This is a genomic window from Streptomyces sp. AcH 505, assembly GCF_000818175.1.
GTDB lineage: Bacteria > Actinomycetota > Actinomycetes > Streptomycetales > Streptomycetaceae > Streptomyces.
The window spans coordinates 4,464,295-4,480,536 of record NZ_JTIY01000001.1; the positions used below are offsets into that span (position 1 = coordinate 4,464,295).

Annotated in this window: 12 protein-coding genes and 2 pseudogenes; 13 read left to right on the plus strand and 1 reads right to left on the minus strand. The window is 70.1% G+C overall.

Features of this window, described 5'->3' with window-relative positions; genetic code table 11:
* Positions 1-338: pseudogene (locus HY68_RS20405) on the minus strand (hypothetical protein); the annotation flags it as partial.
* Between the two features lie 119 nt (positions 339-457).
* Between HY68_RS20405 and uvrC the strand changes: the two are divergent.
* The 13 genes and pseudogenes from uvrC to HY68_RS20470 form a co-directional block, all read left to right on the plus strand.
* Positions 458-2,502: pseudogene (gene uvrC, locus HY68_RS20410) on the plus strand (excinuclease ABC subunit UvrC).
* Positions 2,495-3,433, plus strand: coding sequence for an RNase adapter RapZ (gene rapZ, locus HY68_RS20415; RefSeq protein ID WP_052457145.1), 939 nt, complete (start codon positions 2,495-2,497; stop codon positions 3,431-3,433). Before uvrC ends, rapZ begins: the two are co-directional and overlap by 8 nt.
* Positions 3,434-3,450: 17 nt before the next feature.
* Entirely contained in the window at positions 3,451-4,464 is a 1,014-nt protein-coding gene (gene yvcK / locus HY68_RS20420; protein WP_041996682.1) for a uridine diphosphate-N-acetylglucosamine-binding protein YvcK, read from the plus strand.
* The gene (gene whiA / locus HY68_RS20425) at positions 4,455-5,444 is read left to right on the plus strand and encodes a DNA-binding protein WhiA (RefSeq protein ID WP_041990916.1); all 990 of its coding nucleotides are present in this window, start codon (positions 4,455-4,457) and stop codon (positions 5,442-5,444) included. The genes yvcK and whiA overlap by 10 nt, the downstream gene beginning before the upstream one ends.
* Before the next feature lie 156 nt (positions 5,445-5,600).
* Complete coding sequence (locus HY68_RS20430; RefSeq protein ID WP_041990918.1) at positions 5,601-8,567, plus strand: M14 family metallopeptidase; 2,967 nt, start codon at positions 5,601-5,603, stop codon at positions 8,565-8,567.
* 202 nt (positions 8,568-8,769) lie between these two features.
* Positions 8,770-9,774 carry a type I glyceraldehyde-3-phosphate dehydrogenase gene (gene gap / locus HY68_RS20435; RefSeq protein ID WP_041990920.1) on the plus strand — a complete coding sequence of 335 codons (1,005 nt, stop codon included), beginning with the start codon at positions 8,770-8,772 and terminating at the stop codon, positions 9,772-9,774.
* A gap of 121 nt (positions 9,775-9,895) precedes the next feature.
* Entirely contained in the window at positions 9,896-11,107 is a 1,212-nt protein-coding gene (locus HY68_RS20440; RefSeq protein ID WP_041990922.1) for a phosphoglycerate kinase, read from the plus strand.
* A gap of 6 nt (positions 11,108-11,113) precedes the next feature.
* On the plus strand, positions 11,114-11,920 hold the full coding sequence (gene tpiA, locus HY68_RS20445) for a triose-phosphate isomerase (RefSeq protein ID WP_041990923.1): 807 nt from the start codon (positions 11,114-11,116) through the stop codon (positions 11,918-11,920).
* A gap of 107 nt (positions 11,921-12,027) precedes the next feature.
* Positions 12,028-12,264 (plus strand): preprotein translocase subunit SecG, encoded by a 237-nt coding sequence (secG, locus tag HY68_RS20450; RefSeq protein WP_078863696.1) that lies wholly within the window; start codon positions 12,028-12,030, stop codon positions 12,262-12,264.
* Between the two features lie 171 nt (positions 12,265-12,435).
* Positions 12,436-12,771 (plus strand): RNA polymerase-binding protein RbpA, encoded by a 336-nt coding sequence (locus tag HY68_RS20455; protein ID WP_078615979.1) that lies wholly within the window; start codon positions 12,436-12,438, stop codon positions 12,769-12,771.
* 153 nt (positions 12,772-12,924) lie between these two features.
* A complete protein-coding gene (pgi, locus tag HY68_RS20460; RefSeq protein ID WP_041996684.1) occupies positions 12,925-14,577 on the plus strand; it encodes a glucose-6-phosphate isomerase in 1,653 nt (550 codons plus the stop codon).
* A gap of 4 nt (positions 14,578-14,581) precedes the next feature.
* Positions 14,582-15,091 (plus strand): PH domain-containing protein, encoded by a 510-nt coding sequence (locus tag HY68_RS20465; protein WP_041990933.1) that lies wholly within the window; start codon positions 14,582-14,584, stop codon positions 15,089-15,091.
* On the plus strand, positions 15,088-16,242 hold a 1,155-nt coding region (locus HY68_RS20470; protein ID WP_241778627.1), incomplete at its 3' end, for a PH domain-containing protein. The genes HY68_RS20465 and HY68_RS20470, both read left to right, overlap by 4 nt.

A 16,242-nucleotide genomic window follows, 5' to 3' on the forward strand; every position in this document is an offset into this window, starting at 1 on the left:
GCCAGCAGCCGGTCGACGGCCCCTGCCGTGTCGCGGGCCGCGCCCCGTACGCCGCCGGGGGCCGTCGCCGCCTCCAGCAGCCGCAGCAGGGAGTTCACCGGCAGGTCGAGGACCGCCTCCAGCGCGCCGACGGCCCGCAGCGACTCGGGCCGCTGCGGGCGCCGCGCGCCCTGCTGCCAGTAACTCAGGCTGGTCACACCGACCTTGATCCCGCGGTGCGCCAGATGGTGCTGGACCCGTTCGAGCGGCAGCCCGCGCACCGCGAGGGCGGCGCGCAGCGCCAGGTGGAAAGGACCTGTCTGCAGCACCTGTTCCAGATCGGCCGCGGTATGTCCCACGCAGACCCCTCCAGCGCGTCCGTTCACCGCACGGTGTCACCCCGCATTGAAGCGTGTTGACCTGCGCCCGACAAGCAACGCGCGTCACAGTGTCCGCGCCCGCAAGTAGGGTGGATGTCATGGCCGACCCCTCCAGCTACCGCCCCAAGCCGGGACAGATCCCCGACTCGCCGGGGGTCTACAAATTCCGCGACGAACACCGCCGGGTGATCTACGTCGGCAAGGCGAAGAGCCTGCGGCCCCGGCTGTCCAGCTACTTCCAGGATCTGACGAATCTCCATCCCCGTACGCGCACGATGGTCACGACCGCCGCGTCCGTGGAGTGGACGGTCGTGTCGACCGAGGTCGAGGCGCTGCAGCTGGAGTACAGCTGGATCAAGGAGTTCGACCCGCGCTTCAACGTCAAGTACCGCGACGACAAGAGTTATCCGTATCTCGCCGTGACCCTCAACGAGGAGTTCCCCCGGGTCCAGGTGATGCGCGGCGCCAAGAAGAAGGGCGTGCGCTACTTCGGCCCGTACGGCCATGCGTGGGCCATCCGCGAGACGGTCGACCTGATGCTCCGCGTCTTTCCCGTGCGCACCTGCTCCGCGGGGGTGTTCAAGAACGCGGCGCGTACGGGCAGGCCGTGTCTGCTCGGCTACATCGGCAAGTGCTCGGCGCCCTGCGTGGGCCGGGTGACCCCCGAGGAGCACCGCGAACTGGCCGAGGAGTTCTGTGACTTCATGGCCGGCCGGACCGGCGCCTACATCCGCCGCCTGGAGAAGCAGATGACGGCGGCGGCCGAGGACATGGAGTACGAGCGGGCGGGCCGGCTCCGCGACGACATAGGGGCGCTGCGCCGGGCGATGGAGAAGAGCGCCGTGGTGCTCGCCGACGCCACGGACGCCGACCTGATCGCCGTCGCCGAGGACGAGCTGGAGGCGGCCGTCCAGATCTTCCACGTCAGGGGCGGCCGGGTGCGCGGCCAGCGCGGCTGGGTCACCGACAAGGTCGAGGCGGTCGAGACGGCTGGCCTCGTCGAGCACGCGCTCCAGCAGCTGTACGGCGAGGAGCGCGGCGATTCGGTGCCCAAGGAGGTGCTGGTCCCCGCCCTCCCCGAAGAGGCCGAGGCCGTCACCGAGTGGCTGAGCGAGCGGCGCGGCGCCCAGGTGTCCCTGCGGATCCCGCAGCGCGGCGACAAGAAGGACCTGATGGCGACGGTCGCGCGCAACGCCCAGCAGGCGCTCGTGCTGCACAAGACGAAGCGCGCCAGCGATCTGACCACCCGCTCTCGCGCCCTTGAGGAGATCGCCGAGGCCCTCGACCTGGACAGCGCGCCGCTGCGGATCGAGTGCTTCGACATCTCGCACCTCCAGGGGGACGACGTGGTCGCTTCCATGGTGGTCTTCGAGGACGGCCTGGCCCGCAAGAGCGAGTACCGCCGGTTCCAGATCAAGACCTTCGAGGGCCAGGACGACGTCCGGTCCATGCACGAGGTGATCAGCCGCCGCTTCCGGCGCTATCTCCACGAGCGGGAGCAGACGGGGGAGTGGCCCGAGCAGCAGCCGGCGCCCGAAAGGGCCGAGGGCGAGACCGCCCCCGAGACCGTTTCCGAAGGGGGCGGCGTCCCCGCGTCCCCACTCGTCGAGGACGACGGCCGGCCCAAGCGCTTCGCCTACCGCCCCAGCTGCTCGTCGTGGACGGCGGCCAGCCGCAGGTGGCCGCGGCCAAGCGGGCCCTGGACGAGCTGGGGATCGACGACGTCGCCGTCTGCGGCCTCGCCAAGCGCCTCGAAGAGGTCTGGCTGCCCGACGACACCGACCCGGTGGTGCTGCCCCGGTCCAGCGAGGGCCTGTATCTGCTCCAGCGGGTACGGGACGAGGCGCACCGCTTCGCGATCACCTACCAGCGGGCGAAAAGGGCCAAACGGATCAGGACCAGCCCGCTGGACGACGTACCAGGTCTCGGAGAGTCGCGGAAACAGGCACTCATCAAGCATTTCGGCTCGGTGAAGAAGCTGCGGCAGGCGACAATCGAGCAGATCTGTGAGGTTCCCGGGCTCGGCCGGAAGACGGCCGAGGCCGTGGTCGTGGCGCTCGCCAAGGCGGCGCCGCCCGCACCCGCCGTCAACACGGCAACAGGAGAGATCATGGAAGACAACGAGGGCAGTGCGGATGACTGATCACGACCGGGACGGAGCAGAGCACGTGAGTACGGGCAGCGCCAAGGAGACCGGGGACGTCGCGGAACCGGCCATCCCCGAGCTGGTGATCATCTCCGGTATGTCGGGCGCCGGGCGCAGCACGGCGGCCAAGTGTCTCGAAGACCTCGGCTGGTTCGTCGTGGACAACCTGCCGCCCGCGCTGATCCCCACCATGGTGGAGCTGGGCGCCCGCTCGCAGGGCAACGTGGCCAGGATCGCCGTCGTCGTGGACGTACGGGGGCGCAGGTTCTTCGACAACCTCCGCGAGTCGCTGGCCGACCTCGACGCCAAGGGCGTCACCCGGCGGATCGTCTTCCTGGAGTCCTCAGACGAGACGCTGGTACGTCGCTTCGAGTCGGTGCGCCGCCCGCATCCGCTCCAGGGCGACGGCCGGATCGTGGACGGCATCGACGCCGAGCGTGATCTGCTGCGCGAGCTGCGCGGCGACGCCGATCTGGTGATCGACACCTCCAGTCTCAACGTCCACGAGCTGCGCGCCAAGCTGGACGCCGGGTTCGCGGGCGACGAGAAGCCCGAGCTGCGGGCGACGGTCATGTCGTTCGGCTACAAGTACGGCCTGCCGGTCGACGCCGACCTCGTCGTGGACTGCCGCTTCCTGCCCAATCCGCACTGGGTCCCCGAGCTGCGCCCGTTCACCGGGCTCAACGAGGAGGTGTCCAACTACGTCTTCAACCAGCCGGGCGCCAAGGAGTTCCTCGACCGCTACACGGAGCTGCTCCAGCTGATCGCCACCGGGTACCGCCGTGAGGGCAAGCGCTATGTGACGGTCGCCGTGGGCTGTACCGGCGGCAAGCACAGATCCGTCGCCATGTCGGAGAAGCTGGCGGCGCGGCTGGCCACCGAAGGCATCGAGACCGTCGTCGTCCACAGGGACATGGGGCGCGAGTGACCGGACGTACGTTCCGTATGCGGCGGCTGCGCACCGGCACCCCCGCACTCTCCTCGCGGGAACGCGGTGCGCAGCCCAAGGTCGTCGCGCTCGGCGGCGGCATGGGCCTGTCGGCCTCGCTCGCCGCGCTGCGCCGGATCACCGGCGATCTGACGGCCGTGGTCACCGTCGCCGACGACGGGGGCTCCAGCGGCAGGCTGCGCGAGGAGCTGGGGGTGCTGCCGCCCGGCGATCTGCGCAAGGCGCTCGCCGCGCTCTGCGGTGACGACGAATGGGGCCAGACCTGGGCCCGGGTCATCCAGCACCGCTTCCAGTCCAAGGGCGATCTGCACGAGCACGCGGTCGGCAATCTGCTGATCGTCGCCCTCTGGGAGCAGCTGGGCGACCATGTGGCGGCGCTCGACCTCGTCGGCAAGCTGCTCGGCGCGCACGGCAGGGTGCTGCCCATGTCCGCCGTACCGCTGGAGCTGCAGGCGCTGGTCCGCGGCCATGACCCGGCGCGGCCCGACGAGGTGGACACGGTGCGTGGCCAGGCCACGGTCGCGCTGACCCGGGGCGAGGTGCAGTCCGTCCATCTCGTGCCGCACGACCCGCCCGCGGTGCCGGAGGCCGTCTCCGCCGTGCTGGACGCGGACTGGGTGGTGCTCGGCCCCGGGTCGTGGTTCTCGTCCGTGATTCCGCATCTGCTGGTGCCACAGCTGCTCGACGCGCTCGTCGAGACCAGGGCCCGGCGTGTCCTTTCGTTGAATCTCGCACCACAACCCGGTGAAACCGATGGCTTCTCACCGCAACGTCATTTGGAGGTTTTGGGGCGACACGCCCCTAAACTCGCCTTGGACGTGGTGTTGGCCGACGAGGCCGCCGTGCCCGACCGGGACTCACTCTCCGATGCCGCAAAACGGTTCGGTGCGACGGTCGAGCTGGCGGCGGTGGCTGCGCCCGACGGTCTTCCGAAGCATGATCCGGAGCTGTTGGCAGCCGCGTACGACCGTATTTTTCGGATGCATGGAAGGATCGGCCCATGGCGATGACGCCAGCGGTGAAGGACGAGATCGCCCGCCTCCCCGTCACCCGGACGTGCTGCAGGAAGGCCGAGGTCTCGGCGATTCTCCGCTTCGCGGGCGGGCTGCACCTGGTGAGCGGCCGGATCGTGATCGAGGCGGAGCTGGACACCAGCATCGCCGCACGCCGGCTGCGCAAGGACATCCTGGAGATCTTCGGGCACAACTCCGAGCTGGTGGTGATGGCGCCGGGCGGCCTGCGGCGCGGCAGCCGTTACGTCGTACGGGTGATCACCGGCGGTGACCAGCTGGCCCGGCAGACGGGGCTGGTCGACGGCAGAGGACGGCCGATCCGGGGGCTGCCCCCCCAGGTCGTCTCCGGCGCCACCTGCGACGCCGAGGCCGCCTGGCGGGGCGCCTTTCTCGCGCACGGCTCGCTGACCGAGCCGGGCCGTTCGTCCTCGCTCGAAGTGACCTGCCCGGGGCCCGAGGCGGCGCTCGCGCTGGTCGGCGCCGCGCGCAGGCTGCAGATCGCCGCCAAGGCCCGTGAGGTGCGCGGCGTCGACCGTGTGGTCGTACGGGACGGGGACGCGATCGGCGCGCTGCTGACCCGGCTCGGCGCCCATGAGTCGGTGCTGGCCTGGGAGGAGCGGCGGATGCGGCGCGAGGTGCGCGCCACGGCCAACCGCCTCGCCAACTTCGACGACGCGAATCTGCGCCGCTCGGCCCGCGCGGCCGTCGCCGCGGGTGCCCGGGTGGGCCGCGCGCTGGAGATCCTCGGTGAGGAGGTGCCCGAGCATCTGGCGGCGGCAGGCCGGCTCCGGATGGAGCACAAGCAGGCCTCGCTGGAGGAGCTGGGCGCGCTCGCCGACCCGCCGCTCACCAAGGACGCGGTCGCGGGCCGGATCCGCAGACTGCTGGCCATGGCCGACAAGCGGGCGCAGGACCTCGGCATCCCCGGTACGGAATCCACGCTCAGCGAGGAGATGGCCGACGGTCTCGTCGGCTGACCCTCCGTCACCTCCGTTGCTCCTGACTGCCGCCGGTACCGAATAGGTGTCGGCGGCAGCCATTTTGCCCGGCATTGACGCGCCCTTGACATGGCCATGAAGCGTCGTGACTCTGTCGTCTGCCACGCGTGTGGCACACCACGGCAAGGGGGGCACATGAGACGCAGACGCAGAGCGGGATCGATCCTCGCGGCGGGCGCACTGCTGCTGGGCGGCCTGGCGGCGGCACCCGTCGCGCAGGCGCAGCAGGGGGCAGGCCGGGAAACGGCCGACAAGGCCGGCGACAGCGTGAAGGTCTTCGAGGCCCAGGTCACCAAGGAGCAGATACCCCTGCTCCTGGCGGCGGGTCAGGACAGCCAGGAGCTGAGTGAACGGGCGCCCGCGAAGGGGACCGCCGAGGTCGAGCTGTTCCTCACCGACGCCCAGGCGGGCGCGCTGGCCAAGCAGGGCGTCGACCTCAGCGAGCGGCGCGTCCCCGCGAAGGCGACCGCACGGGCCGAGGCGGCGGGCGACGGCGTCTTCCGTCCGTACAGCGGCAAGGACAATCTCCAGGAGGAGATCGTCAAGGCGGGCCAGGCCAACCCGGGCACCGCCAAGGTCGTCTCCATCGGCAAGACCCTGCGCGGCCAGGACATCCTCGCCCTCAAGCTCACCAAGGGCGCGCGCACCGGCAGGGACGGCGCCAAGCCGTCCGTGCTCTACATGTCCAACCAGCACGCCAGGGAGTGGATCACTCCCGAGACCAACCGCCGGCTGATGCACTACTACCTGGACAACTACGGCAAGGACCGGCGGATCACGAAGATCGTCGACTCCACCGAGCTGTGGTTCGTCCTGTCGGCCAACCCGGACGGCTACGACTACACCTTCAGCCCCGACGGCGACCGGCTCTGGCGCAAGAACCTGCGCGACGTCGACAAGGACGGCGCGATCACCTCGGGCGACGGCATCGACCTCAACCGTAACTTCCCCTACAAGTGGGGCTACGACGACGAGGGTTCCTCGCCCAGGCCCGCCAACGAGACGTACCGGGGCGCCGCTCCGGCCTCCGAGCCCGAGACCCGGGCGATCGACGCGCTGGAGAAGCGCATCGGCTTCGAGTACAGCATCAACTACCACTCCGCCTCCGAACTGCTGCTGTACGGAGTGGGCTGGCAGGTCGCGACCCCGACCCCCGACGACGTGCTGTACTCCGCGCTCGCCGGCACACCCGACAACTCCGCGATCCCCGGCTACTACCCGCAGGTCTCCTCCGAGCTGTACACCACCAACGGAGAGGCCGACGGCCACGCGGCCAACGTCAACGGGACGCTGATGTTCACCCCGGAGATGACGACCTGCCAGACCGCTTCGGCGATCGACCCCGACGACCAGTGGCTGCCCCAGGACTGCCAGTCGGGCTTCAACTTCCCCGACGACGAGAAGCTGATCCAGGGGGAGTTCGCCAAGAACCTGCCCTTCGCGCTCTCCGTCGCCGAGACCGCAGCCCACCCCGACGTGCCCTCGTCGGCGGTCGGCCTGAGCGCGGCCGACTTCACGCTCGACCCCTTCACCACCTCGTACGCGCGCGGCGCTGACCAGCAGGTCGCCGTCACCGTCCGCAGGTCGGTCAAGGACAAGCACCTCAACTACCGCGTCAACGGCGGCCGGACGCACCGGGCCTCCCTCAAGGGGTGGAAGGGCGGCGAGACCTACGGCGGCGAGGACAACATCCGCTTCGACCAGTACCGCGCCGAGGTGAAGGGCGCGGACCCGGGCGACTCGGTCGACGTCTGGTTCACCGGAAGGACCGCGCGCGGGAAGTCCACCGCCAGTGACCACTTCCGCTACACCGTCGTCGCACGCGCCAAGGCCGACACGATCGTGATCGCCGAGGAAGGCGCCCCCGCGACCCAGGCCAAGGCGTACGTCGACGCGCTGAGGGCCAACGGCCGCAAGGCCGTCGTCTGGGACGTCGCCACCCAGGGCGCCCCGCACCCGCTGGGCGTGCTGTCGCACTTCGCCACCGCGGTCCACTACACGGGCGCCGTCGAGCCCGCAGGACCCACCCAGCTCGCCCTGCGCGACTTCATCAACGAGGGCGGCAAGCTCGTCGAGGCCGGTGAACTGGCCGGCGGCGACGCGCGGGTCGGCCGCGCCGACACCGACGACTTCAGCCAGTACTACCTCGGCGCCTACGGACGCGACTCGGCACCCGGAGCGACCGGCTTCACCGGGGCGGGCGCGCTCGCGGGCGCGGACACACCGCTGACCGCCGCCCCCGGCAACCCGCTGAACGCGGCGGGCGCCTACACCGTCACCTCCGACACCCTCGCGCCCAAGGACTACCCGCAGTTCAAGAGCGCGCAGGGCGGCTCGTACGCCGGCATCACCAACCCGTACGCGCCCTACGCGGGCGAGTGGATGGCCTCCGCCACCCACGAGGACAACGACTGGCGCAGGCTCACCCGCACCGTCGACCTCGGCTCCGTCACCGCGGCCGACCGGCCGGAGCTGCGCCTCGCGCTCAACTGGGACACCGAGCCGGGCTACGACCACGCCGTGCTCGAAGCCCACACCACCGGCGCCGACGACTGGACCACGCTCCCCGAGGCGGGCGGCGCCACCAGCACCGAGGTGCCGGCCGAGTGCGGCGCCGGGTTCTTCATCAACGGCCATCCGTTCCTCGGCCGCTACCTCACGCTCGGCGCCGACGGCTGCGCGGCCACCGGCACCAGCGGCGCCTGGAACAGCTTCACCGGCAGCTCCGACGGCTGGCGGCAGGTCGCCTTCGACCTGAGCGGCTACGCGGGCCGCAGCGTCGAGGTCTCGCTCAGCTACATCACCGACCCCGGCAGCGGCGGGCGCGGCGTCTTCGCCGACGACGCGCGGCTCGCCGTGGCCGGCGCCGAGCAGCAGGCCGAGGGCTTCGAGACGTCGCTGGGCGTCTGGAGCACACCGGGCGCCCCCGAGGGCAGCCCGGCCGTGGCGGGCGACTGGGCGCGCACCCAGGCGCTCTACACGTCGTACGCCGCGGTCACCACCCGCGACACCGTGCTGCTGGGCTTCGGCCTTGAGCACGTACCGGGCGCCGGGGAGCGCGCCACGCTGCTCGGCAAGGCGCTGCGCTCGCTGCGGCACTGACACCGGCGGCCATCGCGCCACCCGTACGGCACCTGGGCACCGATGACCCGTACCCGCTACTCGCGGGTACGGGTCATTACCAGCTCAGGGGGCGGCCGATGTCACTCAGCGAGGCCCGGCGGGGTAGGGTCGTAAGCGGTCGGGGACATCCCATACAGCTCGCCGGCGTCGAAAACCGGCGTACCAACGAGGAGATCGGTTCGTGACGATCCGCGTAGGCATCAACGGCTTTGGCCGCATCGGGCGTAATTACTTCCGCGCGCTGCTGGAGCAGGGTGCGGACATCGAGATCGTGGCTGTCAACGACCTGGGTGACACCGCGACCACAGCCCACTTGCTGAAGTACGACACCATCCTGGGCCGCCTCAAGGCAGAGGTGACGCACACCGCCGACACGATCACGGTCGACGGCAAGACCATCAAGGTGCTCTCCGAGCGCGACCCCGCCAACATCCCGTGGGGCGAGCTCGGCGTCGACATCGTCATCGAGTCGACCGGCATCTTCACCAAGAAGGCCGACGCCCAGAAGCACATCACGGGCGGCGCGAAGAAGGTCCTCATCTCGGCTCCGGCCACCGACGAGGACATCACGATCGTCCTGGGCGTCAACGAGGACAAGTACGACGCCGCCACGGACAACATCATCTCCAACGCCTCGTGCACGACGAACTGTGTCGCGCCGATGGCCAAGGTTCTCCTGGAGAACTTCGGCATCGTGTCGGGCCTGATGACCACGGTCCACGCCTACACCAGCGACCAGCGTCTGCAGGACTTCCCGCACAAGGACCTCCGCAGGGCGCGCGCCGCCGCCGAGAACATCATCCCGGCGAGCACCGGCGCGGCCAAGGCCCTCGGCCTGGTCATCCCGGAGCTGGCGGGCAAGCTCAACGGCATGGCGATGCGCGTTCCGGTCCCCACGGGCTCCATCACCGACCTGGTCGTCGAGACGGAGCGGGTGGTGACCAAGGAAGAGGTCAACGCCGCGTTCAAGAAGGCCTCCGAGGGCGAGCTGAAGGCGTACCTGGACTACACCGAGGACCCGATCGTCTCCTCGGACATCGTCAACTGGCCGGCCTCCTGCACCTTCGACTCCTCCCTGACCATGGTCCAGGGCAAGAGCGTCAAGGTTCTCGGCTGGTACGACAACGAGTGGGGCTACTCCAACCGCCTCGTCGACCTGACGGTCTTCGTCGGCGCCCGGCTCTGACCACCGGCCGGTAGGACCTCGATATGAGCGACAGGGCTCGGTCGGCGCGAACCGCGCTGTTCGGGCCCTGTCGCCTGTGTAGAACCCGCCTGGCAGTTCACCCCAAGGAGCCCAGCAACAGATGAAGACGATCGACGAACTTCTGACCGAAGGGGTCACCGGCAAGCGCGTTTTCGTCCGCGCCGACCTCAACGTGCCGCTCGAAGGCGACACCATCACCGACGACGGCCGGATCCGCGCCGTACAGCCGACGGTCGCCCGCCTCGCCGACGCCGGCGCGCGCGTGATCGTCGCCTCCCACCTCGGCCGTCCCAAGGGCGCGCCCGACCCCGCCTTCTCGCTGGCCCCCGCGGCCAAGCGTCTCGGTGAACTCCTCGGCAAGGACGTGGCGTTCGCGACCGACACGGTCGGCGATTCCGCCAAGTCCGTCGTCGCGGGCCTCACCGACGGCCAGGTCGCCGTCATCGAGAACCTCCGCTTCAACCCCGGCGAGACCGCGAAGGACGACGCCGAGCGCGGCGCCTTCGCCGACCAGCTCGCCGAGCTGGCCGACGTGTACGTGGGCGACGGCTTCGGCGCCGTGCACCGCAAGCACGCCTCGGTCTTCGACCTGCCGGCCCGGCTGCCGCACGCGGCGGGCGGGCTCATCGCCACCGAGGTCGGTGTCCTGAAGAAGCTCACCGATGACGTCAAGCGGCCGTACGCCGTCGTGCTCGGCGGTGCCAAGGTCTCCGACAAGCTCGGTGTCATCGACCATCTGCTGGAGAAGGCCGACCGCATCCTCATCGGCGGCGGCATGGCCTTCACCTTCCTGAAGGCGCAGGGCCACGAGGTCGGCTCCTCGCTCCTCCAGGAGGACCAGATCCCGGCAGTCCAGGGCTATCTCAAGCGCGCCGAGGAGCGCGGTGTGGAGTTCGTGCTCCCCGTCGACTTCCTCGTGGCGCCCGAGTTCCCCGACCTGAAGGCCAAGGCGCCGACCCACCCCGAGACGGTACGGGCCGACGCCATGCCCGAGGGCAAGATGGGCCTGGACAACGGCCCGGAGACCTGCGCGCTGTACGCGTCGAAGCTCGCCGACGCGCAGACCGTGTTCTGGAACGGCCCGATGGGCGTCTTCGAGCACCCCGACTACGCCGAGGGCACCCGGGCCGTCGCCCAGGCGCTCATCGACTCGTCCGCCTTCACGGTGGTCGGCGGCGGCGACTCCGCGGCCGCCGTACGCATCCTGGGCTTCGACGAGAACGCATTCGGCCATATTTCGACCGGCGGCGGTGCCAGCCTCGAATACCTCGAAGGCAAGACGCTGCCCGGCCTCGCCGCACTGGAGGACTGACCGTTCATGACCGCTTCCGCTGATTCAGCAGAGAAGAACGCCGGCCGCACCCCGCTGATGGCCGGCAACTGGAAGATGAACCTCAACCACCTTGAGGCCATCGCCCACGTCCAGAAGCTGTCGTTCGGCCTCGCCGACAAGGACTACGAAGCCGTCGAGGTCGCCGTCCTGGCGCCCTTCACCGACCTGCGCTCCGTGCAGACCCTGGTCGACGGGGACAAGCTCAAGATCAAGTACGGCGCCCAGGACATCTCGGCGCACGACTCGGGTGCCTACACCGGCGAGATCTCGGGCCCGATGCTGGCCAAGCTCAAGTGCACCTACGTGGCCGTCGGTCACTCCGAGCGACGCCAGTACCACGCCGAGTCGGACGAGCTGTGCAACGCCAAGGTGAAGGCGGCGTACAAGCACGGACTGACCCCGATCCTCTGCGTCGGCGAGGGCCTGGACATCCGCAAGGCGGGCCAGCAGGTCGAGTACACGCTCGCCCAGCTCGACGGCGGCCTCAAGGACGTCACGGCCGAGCAGGCCGAGACCATCGTGATCGCCTACGAGCCGGTGTGGGCCATCGGCACCGGCGAGGTCGCGACCCCCGAGGACGCGCAGGAGGTCTGCGGGGCGATCCGCGGCAGGCTCGCCGAGCTGTACTCGCAGGAGCTGGCCGACAAGGTCCGCATCCAGTACGGCGGCTCGGTCAAGTCCGGCAATGTCGCCGCGATCATGAAGCAGCCCGATGTGGACGGCGCCCTCGTGGGCGGCGCGGCGCTCGACGCCGAGGAGTTCGTCAAGATCGTACGCTTCCGCGACCAGTGAGTATGCGCTAGAGCGGATCCGTCGTACCCTTGCGGGGATTAAGTGGCGTGCCACTTGGTCCCCGCAGTCCATTTCAGTCCTGTCAGTCCGAGAAGGTTGGTTCAGCTGTGGTTATGGGGTTCCAGATCGCCCTGATCGTCTTCAGCCTGCTGCTCATGCTGCTGGTGCTGATGCACAAGGGAAAGGGCGGCGGCCTCTCCGACATGTTCGGTGGCGGAATGCAGTCGTCCGTCGGTGGTTCCTCGGTTGCCGAGCGTAACCTCGACCGCATCACCGTAGTTGTGGGTCTGCTGTGGTTCGCGAGCATTGTCGCGCTTGGTCTGCTGATCAAGCTCGACAGCTGATTCCGCGTACGGTACGTCGCCGCGGGGCGCGGCCTATCATGAGGTTCCGCGCCCGGCGGAGGGGGTAACTCCCTTCACCGGACGCGCGTTGGGCCTTACGTAGACTGGGGCGCCCGGCAGCGGAGCTGCCTACAGATGCTTTGCGGCACCATCACGCAGGGAGTTACGACCGTGGCAAGTGGCAACGCGATCCGGGGAAGCCGGGTCGGAGCGGGGCCGATGGGTGAGGCCGAGCGTGGCGAGTCCGCGCCCCGTCTGCGCATCTCCTTCTGGTGCTCCAACGGGCACGAGACGGTGCCGAGCTTCGCCAGTGACGCACAGGTTCCGGAGACGTGGGACTGCCCGCGCTGCGGCTTCCCGGCAGGTCAGGACCGGGACAACCCGCCGGACCCGCCGCGCACCGAGCCGTACAAGACCCACCTCGCCTATGTGCGCGAGCGCCGCAGCGACGCCGACGGTGAGGCGATCCTCGCCGAGGCCCTCGCCAAGCTGCGCGGCGAGATCTGAGCTTTCCCCTTCCCGGCCGGTCGCGACACCAAGCGCCCGGCCGGTTCTTCGTACCGGGCCGGGCCGACCCCTCGCAGCGACCTCTGATCAATTAGGTTGGAGGGGCAGCAGGGCATGCACGCAGGTACGAGAAGAAGTGGGCTGATGTCCGAGATGAACGCAGAAAGCCGTACCAGGCTCAACCGGCTGCCCGAGTGGAGCGCTCTGGGCAAGCATCGTGAGCAGCTGGCCGACACGCATCTGCGGGAGCTGTTCGCCGGCGACCCGGCGCGCGGCACCGGTTACACGCTCCAGGTGGGCGATCTCCATCTGGACTACTCCAAGCATCTGGTGACCGACGAGACCCTGGCGCTGCTGCGCGAGCTGGCCGCCGCCACCAAGGTCACCGAGCTGCGGGACGCGATGTTCCGCGGCGACAAGATCAACACCACCGAGGACCGTGCGGTGCTGCACACGGCGCTGCGCGCCCCGCGCGACGCCGTCGTGGAGGTGGACGGGGAGAACGTGATCCCCGCCGTGCACGCCGTCCTCGACAAGATGGCCTCCTTCGCCGACCGGATCAGGTCCGGCGAGTGGCGCGGCCACACGGGCCTGCCCATCAAGAACGTGGTGAACATCGGCATCGGCGGCTCCGACCTCGGACCCGCGATGGCGTACGAGGCGCTGAAGTCGTTCACCGACCGCGACATCACCGTACGGTTCGTCTCCAACGTGGACGGCGCGGATCTGCACGAGGCGGTCCGGGACCTGAACGCGGCCGAGACGCTGTTCGTCATCGCCTCCAAGACCTTCACCACCGTCGAGACCATCACCAACGCCACCTCGGCGCGCAACTGGCTGCTGACCGAGCTGACGGCCGATCAGGACGCCGTCGCCAAGCACTTCGTGGCGCTGTCCACCAACGGTGTGAAGGTCTCCGACTTCGGCATCGACACGGCCAACATGTTCGAGTTCTGGGACTGGGTCGGCGGCCGTTACTCGTACGACTCCGCCATCGGTCTCTCGCTGATGATCGCGATCGGCCCCGGCCGTTTCCGCGAGATGCTGGACGGCTTCCATCTCGTCGACGAGCACTTCCGCACCGCGCCGCCCGAGGCCAACGCGCCTTTGCTGCTGGGCCTGTTGGGCGTCTGGTACGGCTCGTTCTTCGACGCGCAGTCGCACGCCGTGCTGCCGTACAGCCACTACCTGTCGAAGTTCACCGCCTACCTCCAGCAGTTGGACATGGAGTCCAACGGCAAGTCGGTGGACCGCGACGGCAACCCCGTCGACTGGCAGACGGGGCCCGTGGTCTGGGGCACGCCCGGCACCAACGGGCAGCACGCGTACTACCAGTTGATCCACCAGGGCACGAAGATCATCCCCGCCGACTTCATCGGCTTCGCCCGGCCGGTCGACGACCTGCGCAGCGGTCTCGTTCCGCAGCACGACCTGCTGATGGCCAACTTCTTCGCCCAGACACAGGCGTTGGCCTTCGGCAAGACCCCCGAAGAGGTACGGGCCGAGGGTGTGCCCGAGGAGCTGGTGCCGCACAAGACGTTCCGCGGCAACCACCCGACGACCACCATCCTCGCCGACACACTGACCCCCTCGGTGCTGGGTCAGCTCATCGCGCTCTACGAGCACAAGGTGTTCGTCCAGGGCGCCGTGTGGAACATCGACTCGTTCGACCAGTGGGGTGTGGAGCTCGGCAAGGTACTCGCCAAGGAGATCGAGCCGGTCCTCACCGGGGACAAGGCGGGCGACGGGCTCGACAGCTCAACTGCGGCGCTCGTCGCCACGTACCGCACCCTGCGCGGTCGCTGACCGGATGGGACCGGGGGCGGTGGAGGAGGGGCTGCGGCTGCGGGCGCCGAAGAACACACCGGCGCCGCGCGCCGTCGGCTGGTGGCGCGCGCAGTGGCTGCTGCGGACCGTGTTCCCTGTCGCGCTCCTCGTGGTCCTGGCGGTGCTCATCACGCCCGCCAGGACCTGGCTCCTGGTCCCCGCCGTCGTCCTCGCCGTGCTCGGCGCGGGCTGCGCCGTCGTCGTACCGCTCTGGCGCTTCCGGGTGCACCGGTGGGAGGTGACGGACGAGGCGGTCTACGTCCGCACCGGGGTCTTCCGGCAGGAGTGGCGGATCGCGCCGATGTCCAGGATCCAGACCGTGGACACCGTGCGCGGCCCGCTGGAGCAGCTGTTCCGGCTCTCCACGGTCATCGTCACCACCGCCTCGTCCAAGGGCGCCGTGCACATCGCCGGGCTCGACCACATGACGGCGTCGTCGCTCGCCGAGCAGCTGACCCACATCACCCAGGCAACGCCCGGGGACGCCACATGAGCGAGGCGGGGGAGGCCGAGGCCGACGTCGTCGGCGGTCTCCTGGACAAGCCCGCCGCTCAGGAGTCCGCGGCGCCGGAGTCCGCGGCGCCCTGGCGGCGGCTCGCCCCCGGCACCCTCCTCGTCACCGCGGCCGTCATGGCGGGCATCGCGCTGGGCGCCGGCGTGCCGACCGCGCTCGGGATATCCAACGGCCTCGGGCCCGTACGCGCCGTCGGCTGGGTGCTGGCGGCGACGCTGCTCTTCGTCGCCTGCGGCACCGGAGCCGACTACATACGCTGGCGCCGCACCCGCTACCGCATCGGCGCCGAACGCGCCGAACTCCACACCGGACTGCTGCTGGTGAAGCGCCGCTCCCTGGCGCGCGAACGGATCCGCAGCGTCGATCTGACCGCCAACCCGATGCTGCGCGTCCTCGGTCTGGTGAAGGTGCGGATAGGTACGGGGGAGCACTCCGGCGAGTCCACACTGGAACTCGACCTGGTCACCCGCCAGGAGGGCGAACGGCTGCGCAGGGAACTGCTCGACCGCGCGCCGGGGACGCCCGGCGCCCACCGCGAGGGCGTACTCGCCGCGCTCGACCCCCGCTGGATCCGGTACGCCCCGATGTCGTTCCTCGCCCCCGCGCTCGGCGGCGCGGCGGCCGGCGGACTGCTGCAGATCAGCGACTGGTTCGGGGCCCAGCGGCAGGTCGTCGACTGGATAGCGCACCGGCTCGCCGACACCCCGCTCGGCTGGGCCATCGTGCTGCTGGTGGGCGCGGCCGGGCTCGCCGGGGTCGTCGGGACGCTCGGCCTGTGGGTCGAGATGTGGTGGAACTACCGCATCGAGCGCGAACCCGGTGGCACGCTCCGGGTCAGACGCGGTCTGTTCACCGCGCGCTCCGTCTCCATCGAGGAGCGCCGGCTGCGCGGGGTGGAACTGGTCGAGCCCTTCGGCGTACGGCTGCTCGGCGCCGCCCGGCTCGACGCGGTCGCCACCGGGCTCGCCCACGACGACGAGGACAAGCACGTCGACCACAAGAACCTGCTGCCGGCCGCGCCCCGCGCGGTCGCCCAGGAACTGGCGGCGCAGGTGCTGCGGGAGCCGGTGTCGCCCACCCGGAGCGCCACGCTCACCCCGCACCCGCCGGCCGCCCGTGGCCGCCGGCTG

Excerpts from the sequence above, each read along its gene's own strand:
- rapZ (WP_052457145.1), top strand. The coding sequence starts at position 2,495 with ATGACTGATCACGACCGGGACGGAGCAGAGCACGTGAGTACGGGCAGC.
- yvcK (WP_041996682.1), top strand. The coding sequence starts at position 3,451 with ATGCGGCGGCTGCGCACCGGCACCCCCGCACTCTCCTCGCGGGAACGC.
- whiA (WP_041990916.1), top strand. The coding sequence starts at position 4,455 with ATGGCGATGACGCCAGCGGTGAAGGACGAGATCGCCCGCCTCCCCGTC.
- HY68_RS20430 (WP_041990918.1), top strand. The coding sequence starts at position 5,601 with ATGAGACGCAGACGCAGAGCGGGATCGATCCTCGCGGCGGGCGCACTG.
- HY68_RS20440 (WP_041990922.1), top strand. The coding sequence starts at position 9,896 with ATGAAGACGATCGACGAACTTCTGACCGAAGGGGTCACCGGCAAGCGC.
- tpiA (WP_041990923.1), top strand. The coding sequence starts at position 11,114 with ATGACCGCTTCCGCTGATTCAGCAGAGAAGAACGCCGGCCGCACCCCG.
- pgi (WP_041996684.1), top strand. The coding sequence starts at position 12,925 with ATGAACGCAGAAAGCCGTACCAGGCTCAACCGGCTGCCCGAGTGGAGC.
- HY68_RS20465 (WP_041990933.1), top strand. The coding sequence starts at position 14,582 with ATGGGACCGGGGGCGGTGGAGGAGGGGCTGCGGCTGCGGGCGCCGAAG.